The sequence below is a fragment of the Campylobacter sp. MIT 99-7217 genome, from assembly GCF_006864365.1.
Classification (GTDB): domain Bacteria; phylum Campylobacterota; class Campylobacteria; order Campylobacterales; family Campylobacteraceae; genus Campylobacter_D.
The window spans coordinates 25,982-43,820 of the sequence record NZ_QHLJ01000001.1 but is presented as its reverse complement, the minus strand read 5'-3'; the positions used below and the strand labels follow the sequence as shown (position 1 = coordinate 43,820).

The window sequence follows — 17,839 nt, the reverse complement described above, 5'->3', positions numbered from 1 at the left end:
AAAATGACAGAAAAAGAAAGAATGGAGGATTTAGTAGATAATCCAACGCCAAGAGTTGCAGTATGCTTATGCCTTGATCTTAGTTACTCTATGAGCGGAACAAAACTGCAAGAGCTTCAAAATGGGATCGATCTTTTTTATAAAAATATCAAAGAAGATGAAGATGCTTTTGATGCGGTTGAAATTTGCATAGTTGGTTTTGGAGAAAGTGTAAAATGCTATCAAGATTTTGCTTCTTTAAATTTAGCTCCACAAGCTCCATTTTTAAGTGCAGATGGTGGAACACCTATGGGAGAGGGTGTGAATTTAGCCTTAAAATGCTTGGAAGAACGCAAGGAAGATTATAAAAATAATGGGGTGGATTATTATCAACCTTGGCTTGTTTTAATGAGCGATGGACAACCAAATGGGGATAATTACGAGCTAGACAAGGCTATTAGGGATACTTGTGATTTGGTCAATGACAAAAAACTTACGGTATTTGCTATAGGCATAGGAGATGATGCTGATATGGACACTTTAGCTAAATTTTCTCCTAAAAGAAAACCTTTAAAACTCAAAGGTCTAAGCTTTAGAGAATATTTTGAATGGCTTTCAAAAAGCTTGAGTAGAGTTTCACAATCCACTCCCGGAGATAAGGTTACTCTTGATACGGATACTATTAGTGATTGGGCTGAGCTTTAAAATGTGGCATATTATACATACAGCCCAAAGAGGTAGAGGGCATATAAAAGAAAAACTTCCTTGTCAGGATAAAACCCACTATACTTCAAGTAAAAAATTTACTTGCATAGCACTAGCTGATGGAGCAGGCTCTGCCAAACTTTCTCAGCTAGGAGCAAGAAAAAATGTAATTAAAATTTGTAAGGTTTTAAAAGATAATTTTACAAGCTTTTTAAATGAAGAAAATGCCCTAAAGGTCAAAGAAGAACTTATAAAGTCTTTAAGTGAGGATTTGAATTCTTTAGCAAATAAATTAAATTGCGATCTTAAGGATCTAGCTTCTACTCTTTTATTTGTCGCTTGCAATCAAAAAGACTTTATTATAGGACATATAGGAGATGGGTTGATTGCTTATATAAAAGAAGGGCAAATAAAACCTGCAAGCAAAGAAGATAAAGAAGACTTTGTAAATAGCACAAATTTTGTAAGCTCTAAAAATGTGTTGAGCAAATTTAAACTAATAAAAGGAAAATTAGATAAAATAGATGCTTTTATACTGATGAGTGATGGGGCACAAGAAAGTTTATTTAGAAAAAAAGATGAAAAATTTGCTCTTTTTTTAGAAAAGCTCTTTAAACTACAAAGAAAAAGAGGAGAAAAGGTCGCGCAAAAAATTTTAGAAAAGGTTTTTAAAAATAAAATCATCAAAGCCACCAAAGATGACTGCTCTTTGATTATGATGAGTAAGAAAATGGGCTTAAAACGCTTTTAATATGTCCAAAACAAGCCTTTGTAAGTGTGGGTTAATGAAAATTGCGGTAAAAGTGAGTTTTTACAGAAGCATTTAATACCAAATACTGATTTGTCGCTAGAAAATTTTGATGACTTTTTCGAAGAACGCGAAAAAGGTTTTGATAAGTAAATTGAAAGAAGTTTTAGAGCTTGATTAAAATGTTTATTAGCCATATATTTCATATAGCAAAAAGTTACCGAGGAAAAAATATGTATAAATCTTTCTTTATTTATAGCATATCAAAACAGATATTTTATTTTTACTCTTTTAGCTCTATTTCGCCTTTTATTAAATCTAAGATTTGATAAAGCTTATTTTTTATGTTATAATCCACATTTAAATTTTGATATTTGATTTGAAAGGATTGAAGTATGTTACCTATATTACCTGTTGTTCTAGTAGGTGTGGCTGTAGCTGGTGCGGTTGGAACTGGAATCTATGTAGCAGCGAAATGGTTAGGGGGGGAGGGAGAATACCGATACTCCTGCACCTCCTAAAAAAGTAGATTTTATCCTAGTAGGAGATGTCGCCGCTGGTAAGACGACCTTAAAGCAAATCTTAATGGGCGAGGAAGTTACCGAACATACAGCAACTCCTAACGCTAAAAGACACAAACTCCCTAACACTTCACCTTATTTAGACTCAACACTCATAGACACAGGTGGTAGCAATCTAGGCGAAAATATGAATTTAATAGAAAGTGAATTAAAATCTGCAGATGAAATATGTTTGATCTATGTCTTTGATATTGAAAAGTATAAGCACGATGTGATTCGTGAAAAAGACCATATGCGTCAGCAAGAATTTGTCAATATGTCTATACAATGCTACAAAGAAAAAGCTGAAATGAATAAAGAAAAAATAAAAAGATTTATTACTCTAGGCACTCACGCAGATATGATAGATAGTAGCGAAATAGATATTTTTACTAATGAGTTTAACAAAAAGAATGTTGAATGTAAGATATTTAATCTAAAAGATAGTGATAAAAAGAGCTTGCATTCAAAGATATCGAAATTTATTTTTGAAAGTATGGGTAGCTCGAAATTTATTTTTAAAAGCATGGGTGGCAATGATGAAATCACTGGGGATCATGCCAAATTTTTTTGAAAAAGGATAAAGTGATGATAATAGCGACAATACAAGGCACAGATACCTCTAGTGGTGGTAAGCATATTAGTGCTTGTGATGGTAGGCTTGTTGAAAATCAAGAACAAGATAAATGCTTAGAAAAACTTTTTAGCATTATTAATCATAGCGATATAAATAATAATGAAAATGAGGGATTTTATGCTATCGCAAATGAATATTATCTATGTCTGATACAGCATCCCAAAAAAGATGATATAGGTAGAACTCGTATAGCCCTAGTGTTATTTAGTCAAAATGAAAATGAAGATATAGTGCATAAAACACTTGATATAATGGGCTTAGAATACGATAGATTTAAAAATCTAAGACAAAAATATTTAGTTTCTAAAAACAATACTCTTAAGACACAGCGTATGCCTATGCTAGTAGTTGCGTGTGCGGTGGTAGGAGGAGGCTTAGCTTATACTTATAAAGACAATGTAGCGATAGTAGCATTAGGTGCCGTAATCGGTGGCTTTTTAGGATATAAAGCGTATAAGGGCTTTTTAAAGATTAATGATAAAGGATAAAATATGACAAAATTACCTGATAAGATATTTATAGCAGATAAACAGATGAAATTTAATACAAAATTTGATAAGGCATATAAGGATATATCCGATAAATTTACTATTGTAGAGCGTGATAGCTTGCCAGATGAGGCTAAGGATATAAAAATACATGGCAATATGCATGAAGTGCCGATAAATGAGGCTAAGTTTGGTTTGTATGTGCAAAGTCCTGTGTATAAAAACAGATATTATCCACTATATAAATATGATAATAATGTGTATTATGGTGAGATTTGGGAATGTATGCACGATTTAGCTAATCGTATGGGAGATAATGTTAAAATTGTTGCTGCTGGATTTTTAGAAGAAGTTTCTAGTGAGAATAATAGCAGTAGTTTTAGTGTAGGAGCTGGGGGTAATTATAAAGTATATAACGGTGAAGCAGAATTTAAAAGAGAAGTAGAAGCTAATAAAGAACGAAATAATAGCACTACTACAAGTGTTGGCACACGGGTAATGGGAGGCAAACATACAAGAAAGGAGTTACATGAATATATCAATAAAGAGCATATTAATATTGACGCATTACCAACAGAGTTTAAGAATCTAGTCAAACTCTTTTTAGACAAAGACGAAGTAAAACTAGGCGGATACGAATACAAAATAGAAACTATAAAGACTAACGATGAGTATCTAGATATAAGCAATAAATTTAGTCTAAATGGTGGTGTAAGCTTAATATTTAGTGCAAAATTTGACATTGATACAAAAGAAGCTCATGAAAAACAATACAAACGCAAGCATAAAATTGCATATAGTATAGCTTTTAATTGATTTGCTTAAATTTTTCTTTTTAAATTTAACTCAAATCAACACTAAAATAAAACTAAAGTAAAAAATTATATTTATTTCAAATCAAAGCGATAAAACTTTCACTTTGATTTAAAAAGCAAGGCTATATAAAGCTTTTTTGTGTCTCAAGGCTTAAGATTTTTTCGCTAAGTTTTTTTGCACTTGCTTCATCTATACAAAGCTTAGCATTATTTAAAAATTTAAGCTCAAGTTCTTCAAAGCTTAGGGGATTGTCAAAATTGCCCTTATTGATAAAGACATCTTTTTTAAGCTTTTCTCCATTTGTTAAAATGGCTTCTAAATGACCCGGAAAATACTTAGGAAAGCCACTTGATGCTCTTTTTTCATAGCTTATTTTCTTAGCAAATTCTAAAATTTCAGCCCTGTTTAAATTTTCATAAGATTTTAAGCTCACCTGTCCGTCAAAAAAGGCTAGAGCCATTAAAAAAGGCATGGAAAATTTAGCCTCGTAAGCTGTTTTTGGGGTGTATTTTGCATTTATAGGATCGCAAATAAAACTGCTTGGCACCTCATCAACAAAGCAATGAATACTTTTTATATCATCTGCTTTTAAGCCCTCTTTTCTAAGCTCCAAAGCACAGTCGATCAAACCATGAGCAAAATGACAGCTTGGATAAGGCTTTATTGATACTTGCAAAACCTGCCAAATTTCATTTAAGCCCTGCGTGAGCTTGCTTTTGTCGCAAAGTTCCTCTATGCCAAATGCACGAAATACATTATCCCTGCCCTCAAAAATGCTTCTTGGTGCAAACATTGAATTTTTTGCAAAATGTGCTATATAAATAGCGTTTTTAATGGCATTTGCGATATGTAAGACCTTTGAGTTTGAGCCATTAGACAAAAACTCATTCACCCCACTTGCAAAGCTTCCTGCAAAGCCTAAGGCATTTATAGTTTGCTCTTTATCAAGCTTTAAAAGTACGCTTGCAGCAGCTGTGGCGGCAAAACTTCCTGCTATGGCTGTGGTGTGAAAGCCTTTTTTATGAAAGCTTCCTTTACTTGCTATACCTACTCTAGCCCCTACTTCCCAGCCAACGATAAAGGCTTTTAAGATATCCTTGCCGTTTTGATTTACGCTAAAACCATAGCTTAGACAAAGTGGCGTTAAAATAGCACTCGCATGCAAAATCGCCTCAGTGTGCGTATCATCAAAATCAAGGGCATGAGCTGCTATGCCATTACACATAGCAGCCAAATCAGCCCTTAAGCTCTCATCTTGCCCCCAAATTTGAACATTTCCTGCTGAGTTTGGCAAAGAGCTTAAAGCCTTGATAGCATTTAAAACGCTTGTTTGATCATGGGCTGCTAAAGCCGTTCCAAAGCTATCAAGCATAAGTTCTTTTGCCCTCCCAACGACATTTTTGGGGATATCTTCATAGTCTAAATTTGTGATAAATTCAGCTAAAACTTCACTATAAGTCATCTTTTAAGCCTATTTGAAAATTTTAGCATTTTTGACTTTAACGATAAATTCATCAACAAGCTTTGGAGCATAGCCTACATAAGTTGTAGCATCAAGTAAGGCATCGATTTGTTTTTCATCTAAGACCTTTGAAACCCTCTTATCTGCCATTAAAACTTCCTTAAAGCCCTTGTTATGCTCCATTCCTTTCATCGCTGCTTCATAGACGATTTCATGAGCGTGTTGCTTGCCATAATGATCACTTAAAGCAAACATAACGCGTTCAGCCAAAACAAAGCCTTTAAGTGTGTTTAAATTCTTAAGCATTTTGTCCTTTTTAAGCTCAAGACCACTAAGTGCAAATTTCATATTTGCTAGCACCACAGAAAGCATTAAAAAAATTTCTGGCAAAAGCTTCCATTCCATTTTCCAAACCTGTCCATCTCTTTCATGCTCATGTCTTTCGATATCACTTAAGATAGCTAAATTTGCTTTCAAGGCATTGCTCACGGTTACGGCATTTTCGCTTACTGCTGGATTTCTTTTATGAGGCATGGTTGAGCTACCTACTTGACCCTTACCGAAAGGCTCAGCAAGTTCATCTATCTCATTATGTGCAAGGATAAGAATTTGATGAGCGATTTTGTTAAATGTGGCGTTGATATTGCCCAAAACATAACCAAGCTCGATAAATCTGTCCCTTGCTGGCTGCCAAGAAATTTCAGGCACATTAAGCCCTAAATTTTCTAAAGTAAGCTTTTCAACCTCATTTGCCTTGTCAGTTAAACTAGCCTTAGTTCCAACAGCACCAACTATGCTTCCTACAAAAAGTCTATTTTCAAGCTCGGTGATTCTATCAAAATGACGCACAAGCTCACTAAGCCAAATCGCACTTTTATGCCCAAAAGTGATAGGCAAGGCTTGCAAAGACAAGGTTCTTCCCATCATGGCAGTATTTTTATGCTCTTTACTGAGCTTAAGCAAGGCTTTGGCTATGTCTTTTAGATCTTGTTTGATGAGAGCTAAACCCTCTTTAAACTGCAAAACAAGCCCCGTATCGATAATATCTTGCGTGGTTACACCAAAATGCACAAATTCACCCAAGCCCTTATCGCAAGCTTTTTCAAGCCCGCGAACAGTTGGCACTAAAGGGTGTTTAGTCTTTTTAAACTCAGTATAAATAAAATCCATATCCATAAATTTAAATTTAGCCTTTTTAGCGATCTCATCGGCTGCATTTTTTGGGATAATATTAAGCTTAGCTTGAGCTTTAGCCAAAGCTGCTTCTACATCAAGCCATTTTTGAATGCGGTTTTGCTCGCAAAAAACCTCACGCATAGCAGGAGAACTCCAAGAATCAGCAAGTAATTTTTGATCAAATACGCTTATCATTGTTTATCCTTATTTTGTGATAGAATCAAGTGCTTGAGTAAGATCAGCTATAAGTTCGCTAACATCTTCAAGTCCTATATGAAAACGCACAAAAGGACCTCTTTTGCTCCAATCAGTAACCGTTCTTGGAGGAGTAGTAACTGTGGCTAAACTTTCATAACCGCCCCAGCTTGCACCGATAGAAAAGAATTTAAGCTTATCAACAAATTTAATCGCATCATCTTTAGTATAACCATCAGCAAATTCTATAGTAACCATACCATTAGCACCTACATGATCTCTTGCAAAAATTTCATGATTTGGGTGTGTTTTAAGCTTTGGATAAAAGATTGTTTTGATCTCTTTTCTTGTTTGTAAAAAAGCTACAACCTCATCAGCACTTTTTTCATGAGCTTTCATTCTAAGATCAAGCGTTCTCATACCACGAAGAACCAAATACGCATCATCAGGGCTTGTAGTAAAACCTAAGGCTTCAGGAAGCTTGTCAAAATTTTTCCATTCTTTTTCATTGATCACTACTATACCCATAGTTACATCACTATGTCCGCTTAGATATTTAGTCGCTGCGATAACTGAAATATCTACACCAAGCTTAAGAGGATTTAAAAAATACCCACTTGAGTAAGTATTGTCAATAGCAACAGGGATATTATGAGCATGAGCGATTTTGCAAAGCTTTGGAAGATCGATGATTTCATAAAGGATTGAACCCGGACTTTCGCATAAGATAAGCTTGGTATTTGGCTTGATCTTTTCTTCAACATCGCTTGCATCAGCTTTTAAAAAGTCGATTTCAACGCCCATTTTTTCTAAAAAAAGCTCACAAATAGTGCGAACTGGTCCATAAATCGCATCAGTGATAAGAAAATGAGCGTCCTTACTTGCATAGTTTAAAAGCACCATAGCAAGACTTGCAAGTCCTGTTGGGAAAAGCTGAGCCCTATAACCACCCTCAAGCTCACAAACTAATTTTTCAAGCTCAAAATTTGTAGCCGTTCCTCTAGCACCATAACTTAAAACGCGCTGCGTTTTTCTAAGCTCTCTATACTTTTGCCAAGTTTCATGGTCCTTAAAAAGTATAGTTGAAGCACGCATTACGCTTGGATTAACCGCTCTTACTTCAAGGCTTTGATCGCCTCTTCCACAATGGATAAGTTTTGTTTTGTTTTTCATTTTTTTCTCCTTATAAATAAATGTAAGTCATGATGATATTAACAACAGCTGCTGTTAGCATAGGAATTGCTGTTCTTTTTACAACCTGAAATGGACTAACCTTAGTCATCGCTGAAATTGCTAAAATAGCAGGAGCTATAGGACTAACGCAACGCCCAAAACCTGTCATGATTTGAATAGGTGCTATCATTGTGATCGTTTCTATACCAAAAGATTTTGCTATGTTTGGGATAAGTGGGGCAAAGCTAAAAAAGGCTGCATTTCCTGAACCCATTAAAAAAGCACAAACAGCAAGCAAGATAGAAACAGCGATGATAATAGCCATAACGCCAAATCCAGCTCCCTTAGCAAGCTCAAGCAAGGTATCCACAAAGCCAACTGACAAAAGTCCGCTTGCAAATACTTGACCACAAACGATAAGCGAAACTGTGATAACAAATAAATGTCCCATTCCCTTAAAGAAAATCATGATTGAATTTAAGGTTTCAACCACGCTTTTATAACGAATCATCTCAAAAGCAATGGCAATAAAAGTTGAAATGATCATAGCAACAGGCACATTCATTTTAATAGCTGTGCTAGCTCCTTCTTTTACAGCTTCAGCTGTGGTAAGACCACATAAAACCAAGATACTATCAAGCACTGAGCTAAAACCAAGTATCAAAACCAAAGGAATGATAGGCAATATCGCATAAATCAAAGGTGGTTTTTTAAGCTCTTTTTCTTTATTTGAATTTTCTACAAGTTCGGCTTCAACAGCCTCTGCGTTAAATTTAAAACCCTCTTTTTTATCAAAATAACGATTTGAAAAATAAATCGCCACAGCCACAGCTAAGATGATAGGTAAGGTGGTTGGTAATTGATAGCTTACAAAATACTCGGCTGGATCGATATTTGCAACATTTGAAGCCATGATCACATTACCAGAACCAGGACCATGATCAATATACTGACAAATCGCAATCACACTCAAGGCCGAAAGCTTAGAAACGCCTGTGCGAACCAAGATAGGATACATTGTTACCATAAGCAAAAGTGCAAGCCCAGCATGAGATGGGATAAAAAGCACCAAAAACTGCACGATAAAATACGCCACTATAAGCAAAAGCAAAGGGGATTTAACTGATTTTAAAGGCTTTTCAAAAACCTTAAACAAAGCATAACTTGCACCCACATGATCCATATAAGCTGAAAATCCTGCTATACACATCAAAGTAAGCCCAAGCCCAGCCAAAGTGCTTGACATAGTGGTATTGACCACTTGGAAAATATCAAAAAAGCCAAAATTTAGGGACTTTTTCTCAGTGATAGCATGAAAACCACTCACATCAAAATAATGAAAAATTCCAGCCACACTAAGCAAGAAAAGACCACTTAAAAGCAAAGCCATGTGAGCATTGATTTTTTTGTAAAGCATAAAAACGAGCAAAACAACGCTAATTAGTGCAAAAGATAAACCTAGCATTTTTTATCCTTTAAAGGCGATGATTTCTATCTCTATCTTAGCACCCTTAGGCAAGTCCTTGACCGCAAAAGCACTTCTTGTAGGATAAGGTGCTTCAAAAAATTCAGCATAAACCTCATTAAACGCAGCAAAATCATTTATATCTGCTAAAAAACAAGTCGTTTTTACGACATTTTTAAAGCTTAAGCCATTTTCTTCTAAAATAGCACCGACATTTCTCAAAGCCTGCTTGGTTTGAGTTTTTATATCCATAGCCTCTATTTGGCTTGAGCTTGGATTGATAGGTAGCTGTCCTGAAGCAAAAACAAAGCCATTTGCTTCTTTGTAAGCTGAGTAAGGACCTATAGCCTTAGGGTAACTTAACATTTTTTCTCCTTAGTCATTTAATAAAAATGTAATCATATTTTATCATCATAATAATTATTTGTCAATATTTTATTATCACAATAATAAATTTTTATTTTTAATCCCTTTTTAAACATAACAAAGATACAATTCATAAATTATCAAGGCTAAATTTATGGACGAAAATCAAAAAGAACAATTCATCAAACTCACGCATTTTTTAGGAGAGGTCTTAGGAAAACAATACGAGGTTGTTTTTCATGTCATCTCAAAAAAAGGAGCTTACATAGCAGCTATCGCAAACAATCATATCAGCAAACGCACGCTTAATTCTCCTCTTAGTGCTTTTGCAAGCGAGTTGATACAAAATAAGGCGTATTTAAAAGAAGATTTTTTATGTGATTATAAAGCCTTGATCGGCAAAAATAAACTCGTCAGGGGTTCAACTTTTTTTATCAAAAATGCGGATAAGCTTGTAGGAATTTTATGTATAAACCATGATACAAGCTTGATGAGGGATTTGGTTTGTAAGATCATAGATATAGAAAAGATAGGAGATGTGGGCGAGTTTTTAACTCAAGGCTCAAGCTCGCAAAGCATTGAAACCCTAAGTGGCTCTATAGAAGAAATTTTAGCTCAAAGTGTGGATATGAGTTATCTAGACTCTCCTTATCAGCTAAGCCCCACTCAAAAAGAAGAACTTGCCAAAAGCCTTTATGAGAAGGGAATTTTTAATATCAAAGGAGCTGTTCCCATAGTGGCAAATTTTTTGAAAATTTCAGAACCTAGTGTTTATAGGTATTTGAAAAAATTTAAGAAATGATAAAACTTGCAAATGCTTCATTTTTCAAGCTCTAAAAAACTCATCAAAAGTGTTAAAGATTTCATCACGATCAAGCCTTATCCAAAGAGTTATGATTTTTTAAAGCCTCCGCTTAAAGAGGCTATTTTTTATGGTTGGGGACGCAAAAAATCAGGACAAAAAGCCATAGAACTTGCGCAAAAATACGGGGCTAAATTTATGCTTTTAGAAGATGGTTTTATACGCTCTTTAGCACTTGGAGTAGAAAATTCTCCAAGCTTTAGCTTGGTTTTTGATGAGCTTGGAATTTACTATGATGCAAACAAGGCTTCAAAACTTGAAGAACTTTTAAATCACTATGATTTTAGCAAAAATTTAAATTTACTCCAAGAAGCCAAAACTGCCATAAAACTAATAAAAAAATATCAAATTTCTAAATACAACACAAATCAAAGCGTTCCTAAAGATTTTTTCAAAAAAGATGAAAAACGCATTCTTATCATCACTCAAACCGCTAATGATGCTTCTTTAAAATACGGCTTAGCACAAAATTTTGACACAGAAAATATCATCAAAGACGCAATAAATGAAAACAAAGAAGCAACAATTTATATCAAAATCCACCCTGATGTTTTAAGTGGCAAGAAAAAAAGCGATTTTAATGTCCAAAATTTACCGCAAAATTGCATACTCATCACTCAAAATTTCAATCCCATAGACTTGCTTTCTTATTTTGAAAAAGTTTATACTAAAACTTCTGGTATGGGCTTTGAAGCCTTGATCATGGGAGTGAAATGCGTTTGTTATGGTCTGCCCTTTTATGCTGGCTGGGGTTTGAGCGAAGATAAGCTTACATGTCAAAGAAGGACAAGAAAGCTAAGCTTGGAAGAACTTTTTGCAGGAGCATATATCCTTTATCCAAGGTATTTTAACCCCTACCTAAAACAAAACTCAAATATCATTGATACCATAAAAACACTCGCTAAGTATAAAAAAATAGAACAAGCTAATTCTCATCGCTTGTTTTTTCTTGGGTTTTCACTTTGGAAAAGATGGTTTATGAAGCCCTTTTTCAAGGCAAAAAATAACCAAATCATTTTTTTATCCTCACTTCAAAATTTGCAAAAATTAAATATCAAAAGCGAGGATAAAATTTTCATCTGGGGCAATAAATTTACAAAAAAGATGATTTTAGAAAAAATTGCTATCAAAAAAGAACAAATTTATCATGTTGAAGATGGCTTCATTCGCTCTGTTTCTTTAGGCTCTGATCTTACTCGTCCTTATTCTTTGGTCGTGGATAATAAAGGGCTTTATATTGATCCTAGTGAAGAAAGTGAGCTTGAAAATATCTTGCAAAATTACGAATTTGATGAAAACTTGCTTGAAAGAGCAAAAAAGGCTAAAGAAAATATCATCAAACATAAATTTTCTAAATACAACAATCTTTCACACACACAAATCAAGCCTAAAAATGACCCTGCTCAAAAAGTGATACTCATACCTGCTCAAGTTGAAGATGATGCCTCTATGATCCTAGGTGGCATGGGCTTTAGCACCCTTGATCTCATCAAAGAAGTTCGTCTTAACAATCCTAAAGCCTATATCATTTTTAAACCTCACCCTGATGTTTTAAGTGGCAACAGAATAGGCTTAAAAGATGAAAAGATTATCTTAAAATACTGCGATGAGGTGATAAAAAATACAAGCATTGATAGTGCTTTAAATCTATGTGATGAGGTGCATACTATCACTTCTACTACAGGTTTTGAAGCTCTTTTAAGAAATAAAAAAGTTTTTACCTATGGTCTGCCCTTTTATGCTGGCTGGGGTTTAAGCAAAGATAGGCTTATATGTCAAAGAAGGACAAGAAAATTAAGTCTTGATGAACTTATAGCAGGTACTCTTTTACTTTATCCAAGATATATTGATGTAAAAACGAAAAATTTATGTGAATTTGAAGTTTGTTTTGATACAATGTTAAATTTACAAAAAGATTATTTTTCAAAAAGGCATATTAGGTTTATGATCGATACTAAAACTTTTGCATTGCGAAAGATAAGAAGAATGTTTGAATTTGGTGTGAAGAATTTAAAAAAATGAAATTTGAAGAAAAGATAAAAGAATTTAAGGATCAAAGAGTATTGCTACTTCAAGGTCCTATAGGTCCATTTTTTAACAAATTCGCAAGGAAATTAAGAAGCTTGAATGCTGAGGTTTTTAAGCTTAATTTTAACGGCGGAGATAAGATATTTTATCCTTTTAAGGCTCATGCTTATCTTGGGAAATTGCAAGCTTTTAGACATTTTATAAAACATTTTTTCACTGAACATAAGATTAATACACTCATCGTTTATAATGACTGCCGTCCTTTGCACCGCATAGCTATCAAGGTCGCAAGAAGAATGAATGTAAAAATTTATGTTTTTGAAGAGGGCTACTTGCGTCCAAATTTTATCACTCTTGAAAAAGACGGCGTTAATGCAAACTCAAAAATTCCACGCGATAAAGAATTTTATCTTGGCTACTTAAGTAAATGCTCAAACCAAAAAAACAAAAGCATAAAAGGAGCTTTTAAAATCATGGCTTTTTATGCATTTTTGTATTGGCTTTTTGCCTTTTTAATGGGCTGGCATTACAATAACCGCTTACATCATAGAACCTTAAATCCCTTAGAAGTTTTTCCATGGATACGCTCTTTATACAGAAAAATCATTTATCATTTTAGTGAAAAAAAACTTTGTGAAGATATCTTAGAAAACAAAAAAAAATATTTCGTTGCTGTTTTGCAAGTTTTTAATGACACACAAATTCTAACACACTACAAAAATAAAAGTATAGAAAAATTTATAGAAGATACGCTCATATCCTTTGCAAAAAACGCCAGAGATAAGCATTTTTTGGTATTTAAACATCACCCCATGGATAGAGGATATAAAAATTATAGCCACTTGATAAAAAATTTATGCGAGCGATACCAGCTTCAAAATAGAGTCTTTTATGTGCATGATATACACTTACCAACCCTTTTAAATGGGGCTTTAGGTTGTGTGAGTATCAACAGCACAGTAGGTATTTCTGCTCTTTATCATAACTGCCCCTTGAAAGTTTGCGGTGAAGCTTTTTATGATATAACAGGGCTTACTTATCAAGGAAAGCTTGATTTTTTCTGGAAAGAATCGCACGCAAATCGTCCGTCTAATCAGCTTTATGTCAATTTCAAAAACTACTTACTTGATACAAATCAAATCAATGGCAATTATTATAAAAGTTGCTTTTTAAATAATTTCAAATGATATATTTAAAATTTATTTATCTTTTATTTAATATATAAAAAACTCGACTTAGCTTGTCTAAACATTGATTAATAAGAGTTTTTTAGGTGTATTCTTAAGTTTTTCATTAATCATTTTTAAGTAAAATTGGGCAATTTATTTTAAATTTAAAAGAAGCTCAATGCAACTAAAAAGAGATGTGTTTTATATCGCTGGATATGATCCTAGGGGTTATAGGTATTATTATTCTTTATTTAAAAAAAATATAGCCTTGCAAAATAAATACCACTCGCAAAACTATACACTAGAAAAAGCAAAGCAAGCCACCTATCCTTCTTGGCAAATTCATGCACCAAATGTAACAACTTCTTATACTTTCCTAGCTTGGAATGACATCGTAAGACAAAACTGGCCTAAAAATATCTTTGCCGTTTTGCAAGATTGCTTTGATTTTTTTAGAATTTATGTCATCACAGGGCTTTTTTTTCGTTTTGCAAGATCTTGTAAAGCACCCTTAATCGCTGGTTTTTATCCTTTTTTTTATGTTTTGTTTTCTTATCTTTTTGTATTTTTAATTATTTATTATTCTTTTACTTTTATTGCAGTAAAAACGCATTTTATCGTGGCTTTGATCATATCTTTTGCTTTGATTTTTTTGGCAAGTAAGCTCATTTTAAAGATAGGCAACAAAACAGCAGCCTTTTGGCTATCTAGAATTTGTGCTTTTTGTGCAAGATGGTCTAAAGGAAATATTGAAAATATCAACACAAGAACCGATGAATTTGCCGAGTTTATCTTTAAAAAGCTCAAACAAAACAGCAAGGAAGAAAAATATGAACTTATCCTTGTTGCTCATAGCGTAGGAACAATCCTAGCAAGCAGTGTTGCAGCAAAGCTCATAGCACTTTGCAAAAAAACGCAATGTTCTTACAAGGCTTTAAAAATTCTTACCCTTGGAGAATGTATCCCGCTAATGAGCTTTCATAAAAGTTCTAATGAATTTATACAAGGCTTGAAAGAACTCTCTCAGGAGCAAGATTTAATTTGGTTTGATTTTACTTCAAAAATAGATGGGGCTTGTTTTTATTTGGTCGATTTTATCAAAGATACGCATATACAAGATTCTAAACTCAAACTTAAGCTTTTATCAACGCAGTTTCATAAACTTTATACCCCACAAGAGTATCAAAAGATAAGAAGAGACTGGTATAGAGCGCATTTTTTATACCTTTGTGCAAGCGAACTTAAGGGAAGATATGATTTTTTCGACTTTATCGCAGGCGAAAATTTTCTTGAAAACAAAATCAACTTATAGGAAACAACATGCAATGTCCATTTCACCCAAAACCACAAAAAAGCAAGGCTTCAACCCTAGCAACCTTTTTATTTAAAAGGCGTTCTTGGCTTGATGGGCTTTATGAGAGAAGTTATAGTATGCAAATGGGCAAGGTTAAAATGCCCGGTTTTGAACTTTTTGTCGTCAATGACACAAAAGAAGTGCGTAAAATCATGGTCGATCAGGTTAAAGAATTCCCAAAAAGCGAACTTTTACACACGCTTTTAAAACCCTTACTTGGAGAAAGTATTTTTACGACAAATGGAGAAGTATGGCACAAACAAAGAGAGCTTTTAAAACCTTCTTTTGAAATGACAAGGATCACTAAGGTTTTTAACCTTATGAGCGAGGCTGTTGATGATTTGATGCATAAATTTGATACTTATGAAGATGGTGCTATTATAGAAGTTGATGAGTTGATGACCTTTGTAACTGCTGATGTGATTTTTAGAACTATTATGTCTGAAAAACTTGATGAAGAAAAAGGAAAAATCATACTTGATGCCTTTGTAACCTTTCAAGAACAAACCGTGCGAACAGCGATGAGGAAAATGTTTTGCTTTCCTGACTGGCTTTCAAAGCTTTTGGGCGAAAGAAAAAGAATGAAAGCAGGAAATGTAATCAGAGAAGTTTTAACAAATATCATCAAACCTCGCTACGAAGCTGTAAGTAAAAATCAAATCCCAGACAAAGAAGATATCCTAGCTTCTTTGCTTCTTGTTGTTGATGCACAAACAAATGAAAGATTTTCTTTTAAAGAAATTTTAGACCAAGTTTCTATGCTCTTTTTAGCAGGTCATGAAACTACGGCAAGCTCTCTTACTTGGACGCTTTATCTTTTAAGCCTCTTTGAGCAAGAGCAAGAAAAGGCTTATCAAGAGGTTATAGAGGTTGCTGGAAATGAGAAATTTAACATTGCTCATCTTAAGAAAATGAAATACCTCACAAATGTCTTTAAAGAATCCCTAAGACTTTATCCCCCTGTAGGCTTTTTTGCAAGAGAAGCAAAAAAAGAAACTAAAATGCGCGATAAAATCATTGCCGAGCATTCAGGAGTAGTGGTTGCTCCTTGGCTCATACACCGCCACAAAGGCTTTTGGGATAATCCAAATGGCTTTGATCCCTCAAGATATGAAAGAGAATTTAAAAAAGATGCTTATATGCCCTTTGGTATGGGCGAGCGTATATGTATAGGACAAGGCTTTGCTATGCAAGAAGCAATTTTAATCCTTGCGAGTATTTTAAGGAAATATAAGCTACAATTACAAGAAAATTTTGTGCCAGATATAGTTGGGCGTCTTACTATACGCTCTGCAAATGGCATGAATATCAAATTTACAAAGCGTTAAAGGTTATAATGAAAGAAAAGCTTGCAGGGACGATTTTGCTTTGTGCTATCGTGCCTTTGGCTATTGTTGGATATTTACTCATTGTGATCATAGGAACTTTTGGAAGCGTGTCAAGAGTAAGACAAGGTGTTCGTGCTATGGATCATTTTGTCAATGCAACCTTGTTTAATGGCTATGCTTGGGAGTCTATTTCTTCGCATGCTTGGAGGGATAGACACAAAACTTGGGCAAAGATTGTGATCAAGATCACTAATGTCTTTCAAAAAGATCACTGCAAAAGATCAAACAAAAGAGAGCAACCCATAGTTGATCTCATGCTAAAAAATGGACTTGATAAACAAACCATTGGCAAGCAAATTTAACTCAAATCAAAAGAAATTTAAAATCCTTACTTTTCCAAAACTGCCACAGCAATAGCAAAATTTCCATCATGTGAGATACTTAAAGCACTTGTTTTGATACGAAAATTTTCCATGATCCTAGCACTTAGGCGAAGTTTAGGAGCATTTTTGCTATCCTTGTAAATTTCTATATCAAAAAAACTGCACTCTTTACAAATTCCAACGCCCAAAGCCTTGCTCACAGCTTCTTTAGCAGCAAAAAATCCCGCAAGAGTAGCGGGACTTTTAATTAAAGCTTGTTCATGAGAGTTTAAAAACTTATCCAAAAAAGCCTTGCCATACTTCTTATAAATTTTTTCTATCCTTGAAATAGAACTTATATCACAACCAAGTAAAATCACTGCACGACAAAGTCTGTAAAATAAATATTTTTCACAAAGCCATCAGTTAAAATTTCATTCACTCTGCCCACAAGCTCATCTTTAAGCCTTTCCTTGCCCTTAGTCGTACTAACCTCTTCAAAGGTTTTTGAAGTAAGTGTTCTGATCACAACATCACGAATGATAGCTGTTTTCTTTTCAAGTTCTGGGGTTAAAAGCTCTGTGCTTTGTTCAAGCTGAATAGTGCATTTTACAAACCTAGCTCCACTTTCACTGAGCAAATTTAAAGTAAAAGGAGCTAAAGGAAACATAGGACCAATATTAGCATAATCACTACCCCTTTGTGCATTGTTTGCCTTTGCACCAGCAGCTGCACCCGCACCCTTTGTTTCTTTTGCTGCGGTTGTTGTTGTCGCCGCTGGTGCTGCTTCTGCTTCATCAGCTGGTGAAGATAACATTAAAAAGGCTATTGCTCCAAGGACAACGAGCAAAAGAACAAATAAAAATATAACGATGATTAAGACTAAAGAACCGCCCTTTTTTTTGGGTTCTGTGGCTTCTACTTCTTGTTCTTCCATTTTTTTTCCTCAATTTAAAAAAATTATTG

At 34.2% G+C, this 17,839-nt stretch carries 18 protein-coding genes and 1 pseudogene; 12 read left to right on the top strand and 7 right to left on the bottom strand.

What is annotated here, in order from left to right; genetic code table 11:
• Positions 1 to 3 precede the first annotated feature (3 nt).
• The 6 genes and pseudogenes from DMB92_RS00220 to DMB92_RS00200 all read left to right on the top strand — a co-directional run bounded on the left by DMB92_RS00220 (position 4) and on the right by DMB92_RS00200 (position 3,933).
• Positions 4 to 684 carry a vWA domain-containing protein gene (locus DMB92_RS00220; RefSeq protein WP_142681032.1) on the top strand — a complete coding sequence of 227 codons (681 nt, stop codon included), beginning with the start codon at positions 4 to 6 and terminating at the stop codon, positions 682 to 684.
• 1 nt (position 685) lies between these two features.
• On the top strand, positions 686 to 1,435 hold the full coding sequence (locus tag DMB92_RS00215; protein ID WP_142681031.1) for a PP2C family serine/threonine-protein phosphatase: 750 nt from the start codon (positions 686 to 688) through the stop codon (positions 1,433 to 1,435).
• A 27-nt stretch (positions 1,436 to 1,462) separates the two neighbouring features.
• A pseudogene (locus tag DMB92_RS09495) lies at positions 1,463 to 1,613 on the top strand (hypothetical protein); the annotation flags it as partial.
• A 404-nt stretch (positions 1,614 to 2,017) separates the two neighbouring features.
• Positions 2,018 to 2,566, top strand: a complete 549-nt coding sequence (locus tag DMB92_RS00210) for a hypothetical protein (protein ID WP_409513378.1) — start codon at positions 2,018 to 2,020, stop codon at positions 2,564 to 2,566.
• 14 nt (positions 2,567 to 2,580) lie between these two features.
• Positions 2,581 to 3,117, top strand: coding sequence for a hypothetical protein (locus DMB92_RS00205; protein ID WP_142681029.1), 537 nt, complete (start codon positions 2,581 to 2,583; stop codon positions 3,115 to 3,117).
• Between the two features lie 3 nt (positions 3,118 to 3,120).
• Entirely contained in the window at positions 3,121 to 3,933 is an 813-nt protein-coding gene (locus DMB92_RS00200; RefSeq protein ID WP_142681028.1) for a hypothetical protein, read from the top strand.
• A 121-nt stretch (positions 3,934 to 4,054) separates the two neighbouring features.
• Here DMB92_RS00200 and DMB92_RS00195 read toward each other — a convergent pair whose 3' ends face one another.
• Genes DMB92_RS00195 through DMB92_RS00175 form a run of 5 tightly spaced genes read right to left on the bottom strand, consistent with a single transcriptional unit; the run spans position 4,055 to position 9,770 of the window.
• A complete protein-coding gene (locus tag DMB92_RS00195) occupies positions 4,055 to 5,395 on the bottom strand; it encodes an MmgE/PrpD family protein (protein WP_142681027.1) in 1,341 nt (446 codons plus the stop codon).
• A 9-nt stretch (positions 5,396 to 5,404) separates the two neighbouring features.
• A complete protein-coding gene (purB, locus tag DMB92_RS00190; RefSeq protein WP_142681026.1) occupies positions 5,405 to 6,766 on the bottom strand; it encodes an adenylosuccinate lyase in 1,362 nt (453 codons plus the stop codon).
• 9 nt (positions 6,767 to 6,775) lie between these two features.
• Positions 6,776 to 7,939 (bottom strand): trans-sulfuration enzyme family protein, encoded by a 1,164-nt coding sequence (locus tag DMB92_RS00185; protein WP_142681025.1) that lies wholly within the window; start codon positions 7,937 to 7,939, stop codon positions 6,776 to 6,778.
• Between the two features lie 10 nt (positions 7,940 to 7,949).
• Positions 7,950 to 9,404, bottom strand: a complete 1,455-nt coding sequence (gene dcuC, locus DMB92_RS00180) for a C4-dicarboxylate transporter DcuC (protein ID WP_142681024.1) — start codon at positions 9,402 to 9,404, stop codon at positions 7,950 to 7,952.
• A 3-nt stretch (positions 9,405 to 9,407) separates the two neighbouring features.
• Positions 9,408 to 9,770, bottom strand: a complete 363-nt coding sequence (locus DMB92_RS00175; protein WP_142681023.1) for a Rid family detoxifying hydrolase — start codon at positions 9,768 to 9,770, stop codon at positions 9,408 to 9,410.
• Between the two features lie 154 nt (positions 9,771 to 9,924).
• On the opposite strand from DMB92_RS00175, the gene DMB92_RS00170 reads away from it, so the two are divergent.
• The 6 genes from DMB92_RS00170 (at position 9,925) to DMB92_RS00145 (ending at position 16,873) form a co-directional block, all read left to right on the top strand.
• Positions 9,925 to 10,572, top strand: a complete 648-nt coding sequence (locus tag DMB92_RS00170) for a transcriptional regulator (RefSeq protein ID WP_142681022.1) — start codon at positions 9,925 to 9,927, stop codon at positions 10,570 to 10,572.
• Positions 10,573 to 10,584: 12 nt separating this feature from the next.
• Positions 10,585 to 12,654 (top strand): capsular polysaccharide biosynthesis protein, encoded by a 2,070-nt coding sequence (locus DMB92_RS00165; RefSeq protein ID WP_142681339.1) that lies wholly within the window; start codon positions 10,585 to 10,587, stop codon positions 12,652 to 12,654.
• Positions 12,651 to 13,847, top strand: a complete 1,197-nt coding sequence (locus tag DMB92_RS00160) for a capsule biosynthesis protein (RefSeq protein WP_142681021.1) — start codon at positions 12,651 to 12,653, stop codon at positions 13,845 to 13,847. Before DMB92_RS00165 ends, DMB92_RS00160 begins: the two co-directional genes overlap by 4 nt.
• Before the next feature lie 160 nt (positions 13,848 to 14,007).
• Positions 14,008 to 15,141, top strand: a complete 1,134-nt coding sequence (locus DMB92_RS00155; RefSeq protein ID WP_142681020.1) for a DUF829 domain-containing protein — start codon at positions 14,008 to 14,010, stop codon at positions 15,139 to 15,141.
• 8 nt (positions 15,142 to 15,149) lie between these two features.
• Positions 15,150 to 16,511, top strand: a complete 1,362-nt coding sequence (locus DMB92_RS00150) for a cytochrome P450 (protein WP_142681019.1) — start codon at positions 15,150 to 15,152, stop codon at positions 16,509 to 16,511.
• 8 nt (positions 16,512 to 16,519) lie between these two features.
• Complete coding sequence (locus DMB92_RS00145; protein ID WP_142681018.1) at positions 16,520 to 16,873, top strand: hypothetical protein; 354 nt, start codon at positions 16,520 to 16,522, stop codon at positions 16,871 to 16,873.
• A gap of 26 nt (positions 16,874 to 16,899) precedes the next feature.
• Here DMB92_RS00145 and acpS read toward each other — a convergent pair whose 3' ends face one another.
• Together acpS and fliL are read right to left on the bottom strand one after the other, a co-directional pair.
• On the bottom strand, positions 16,900 to 17,250 hold the full coding sequence (gene acpS / locus DMB92_RS00140; protein WP_142681338.1) for a holo-ACP synthase: 351 nt from the start codon (positions 17,248 to 17,250) through the stop codon (positions 16,900 to 16,902).
• Entirely contained in the window at positions 17,250 to 17,810 is a 561-nt protein-coding gene (gene fliL / locus DMB92_RS00135; protein ID WP_142681017.1) for a flagellar basal body-associated protein FliL, read from the bottom strand. Before fliL ends, acpS begins: the two co-directional genes overlap by 1 nt.
• Positions 17,811 to 17,839 lie beyond the last annotated feature (29 nt).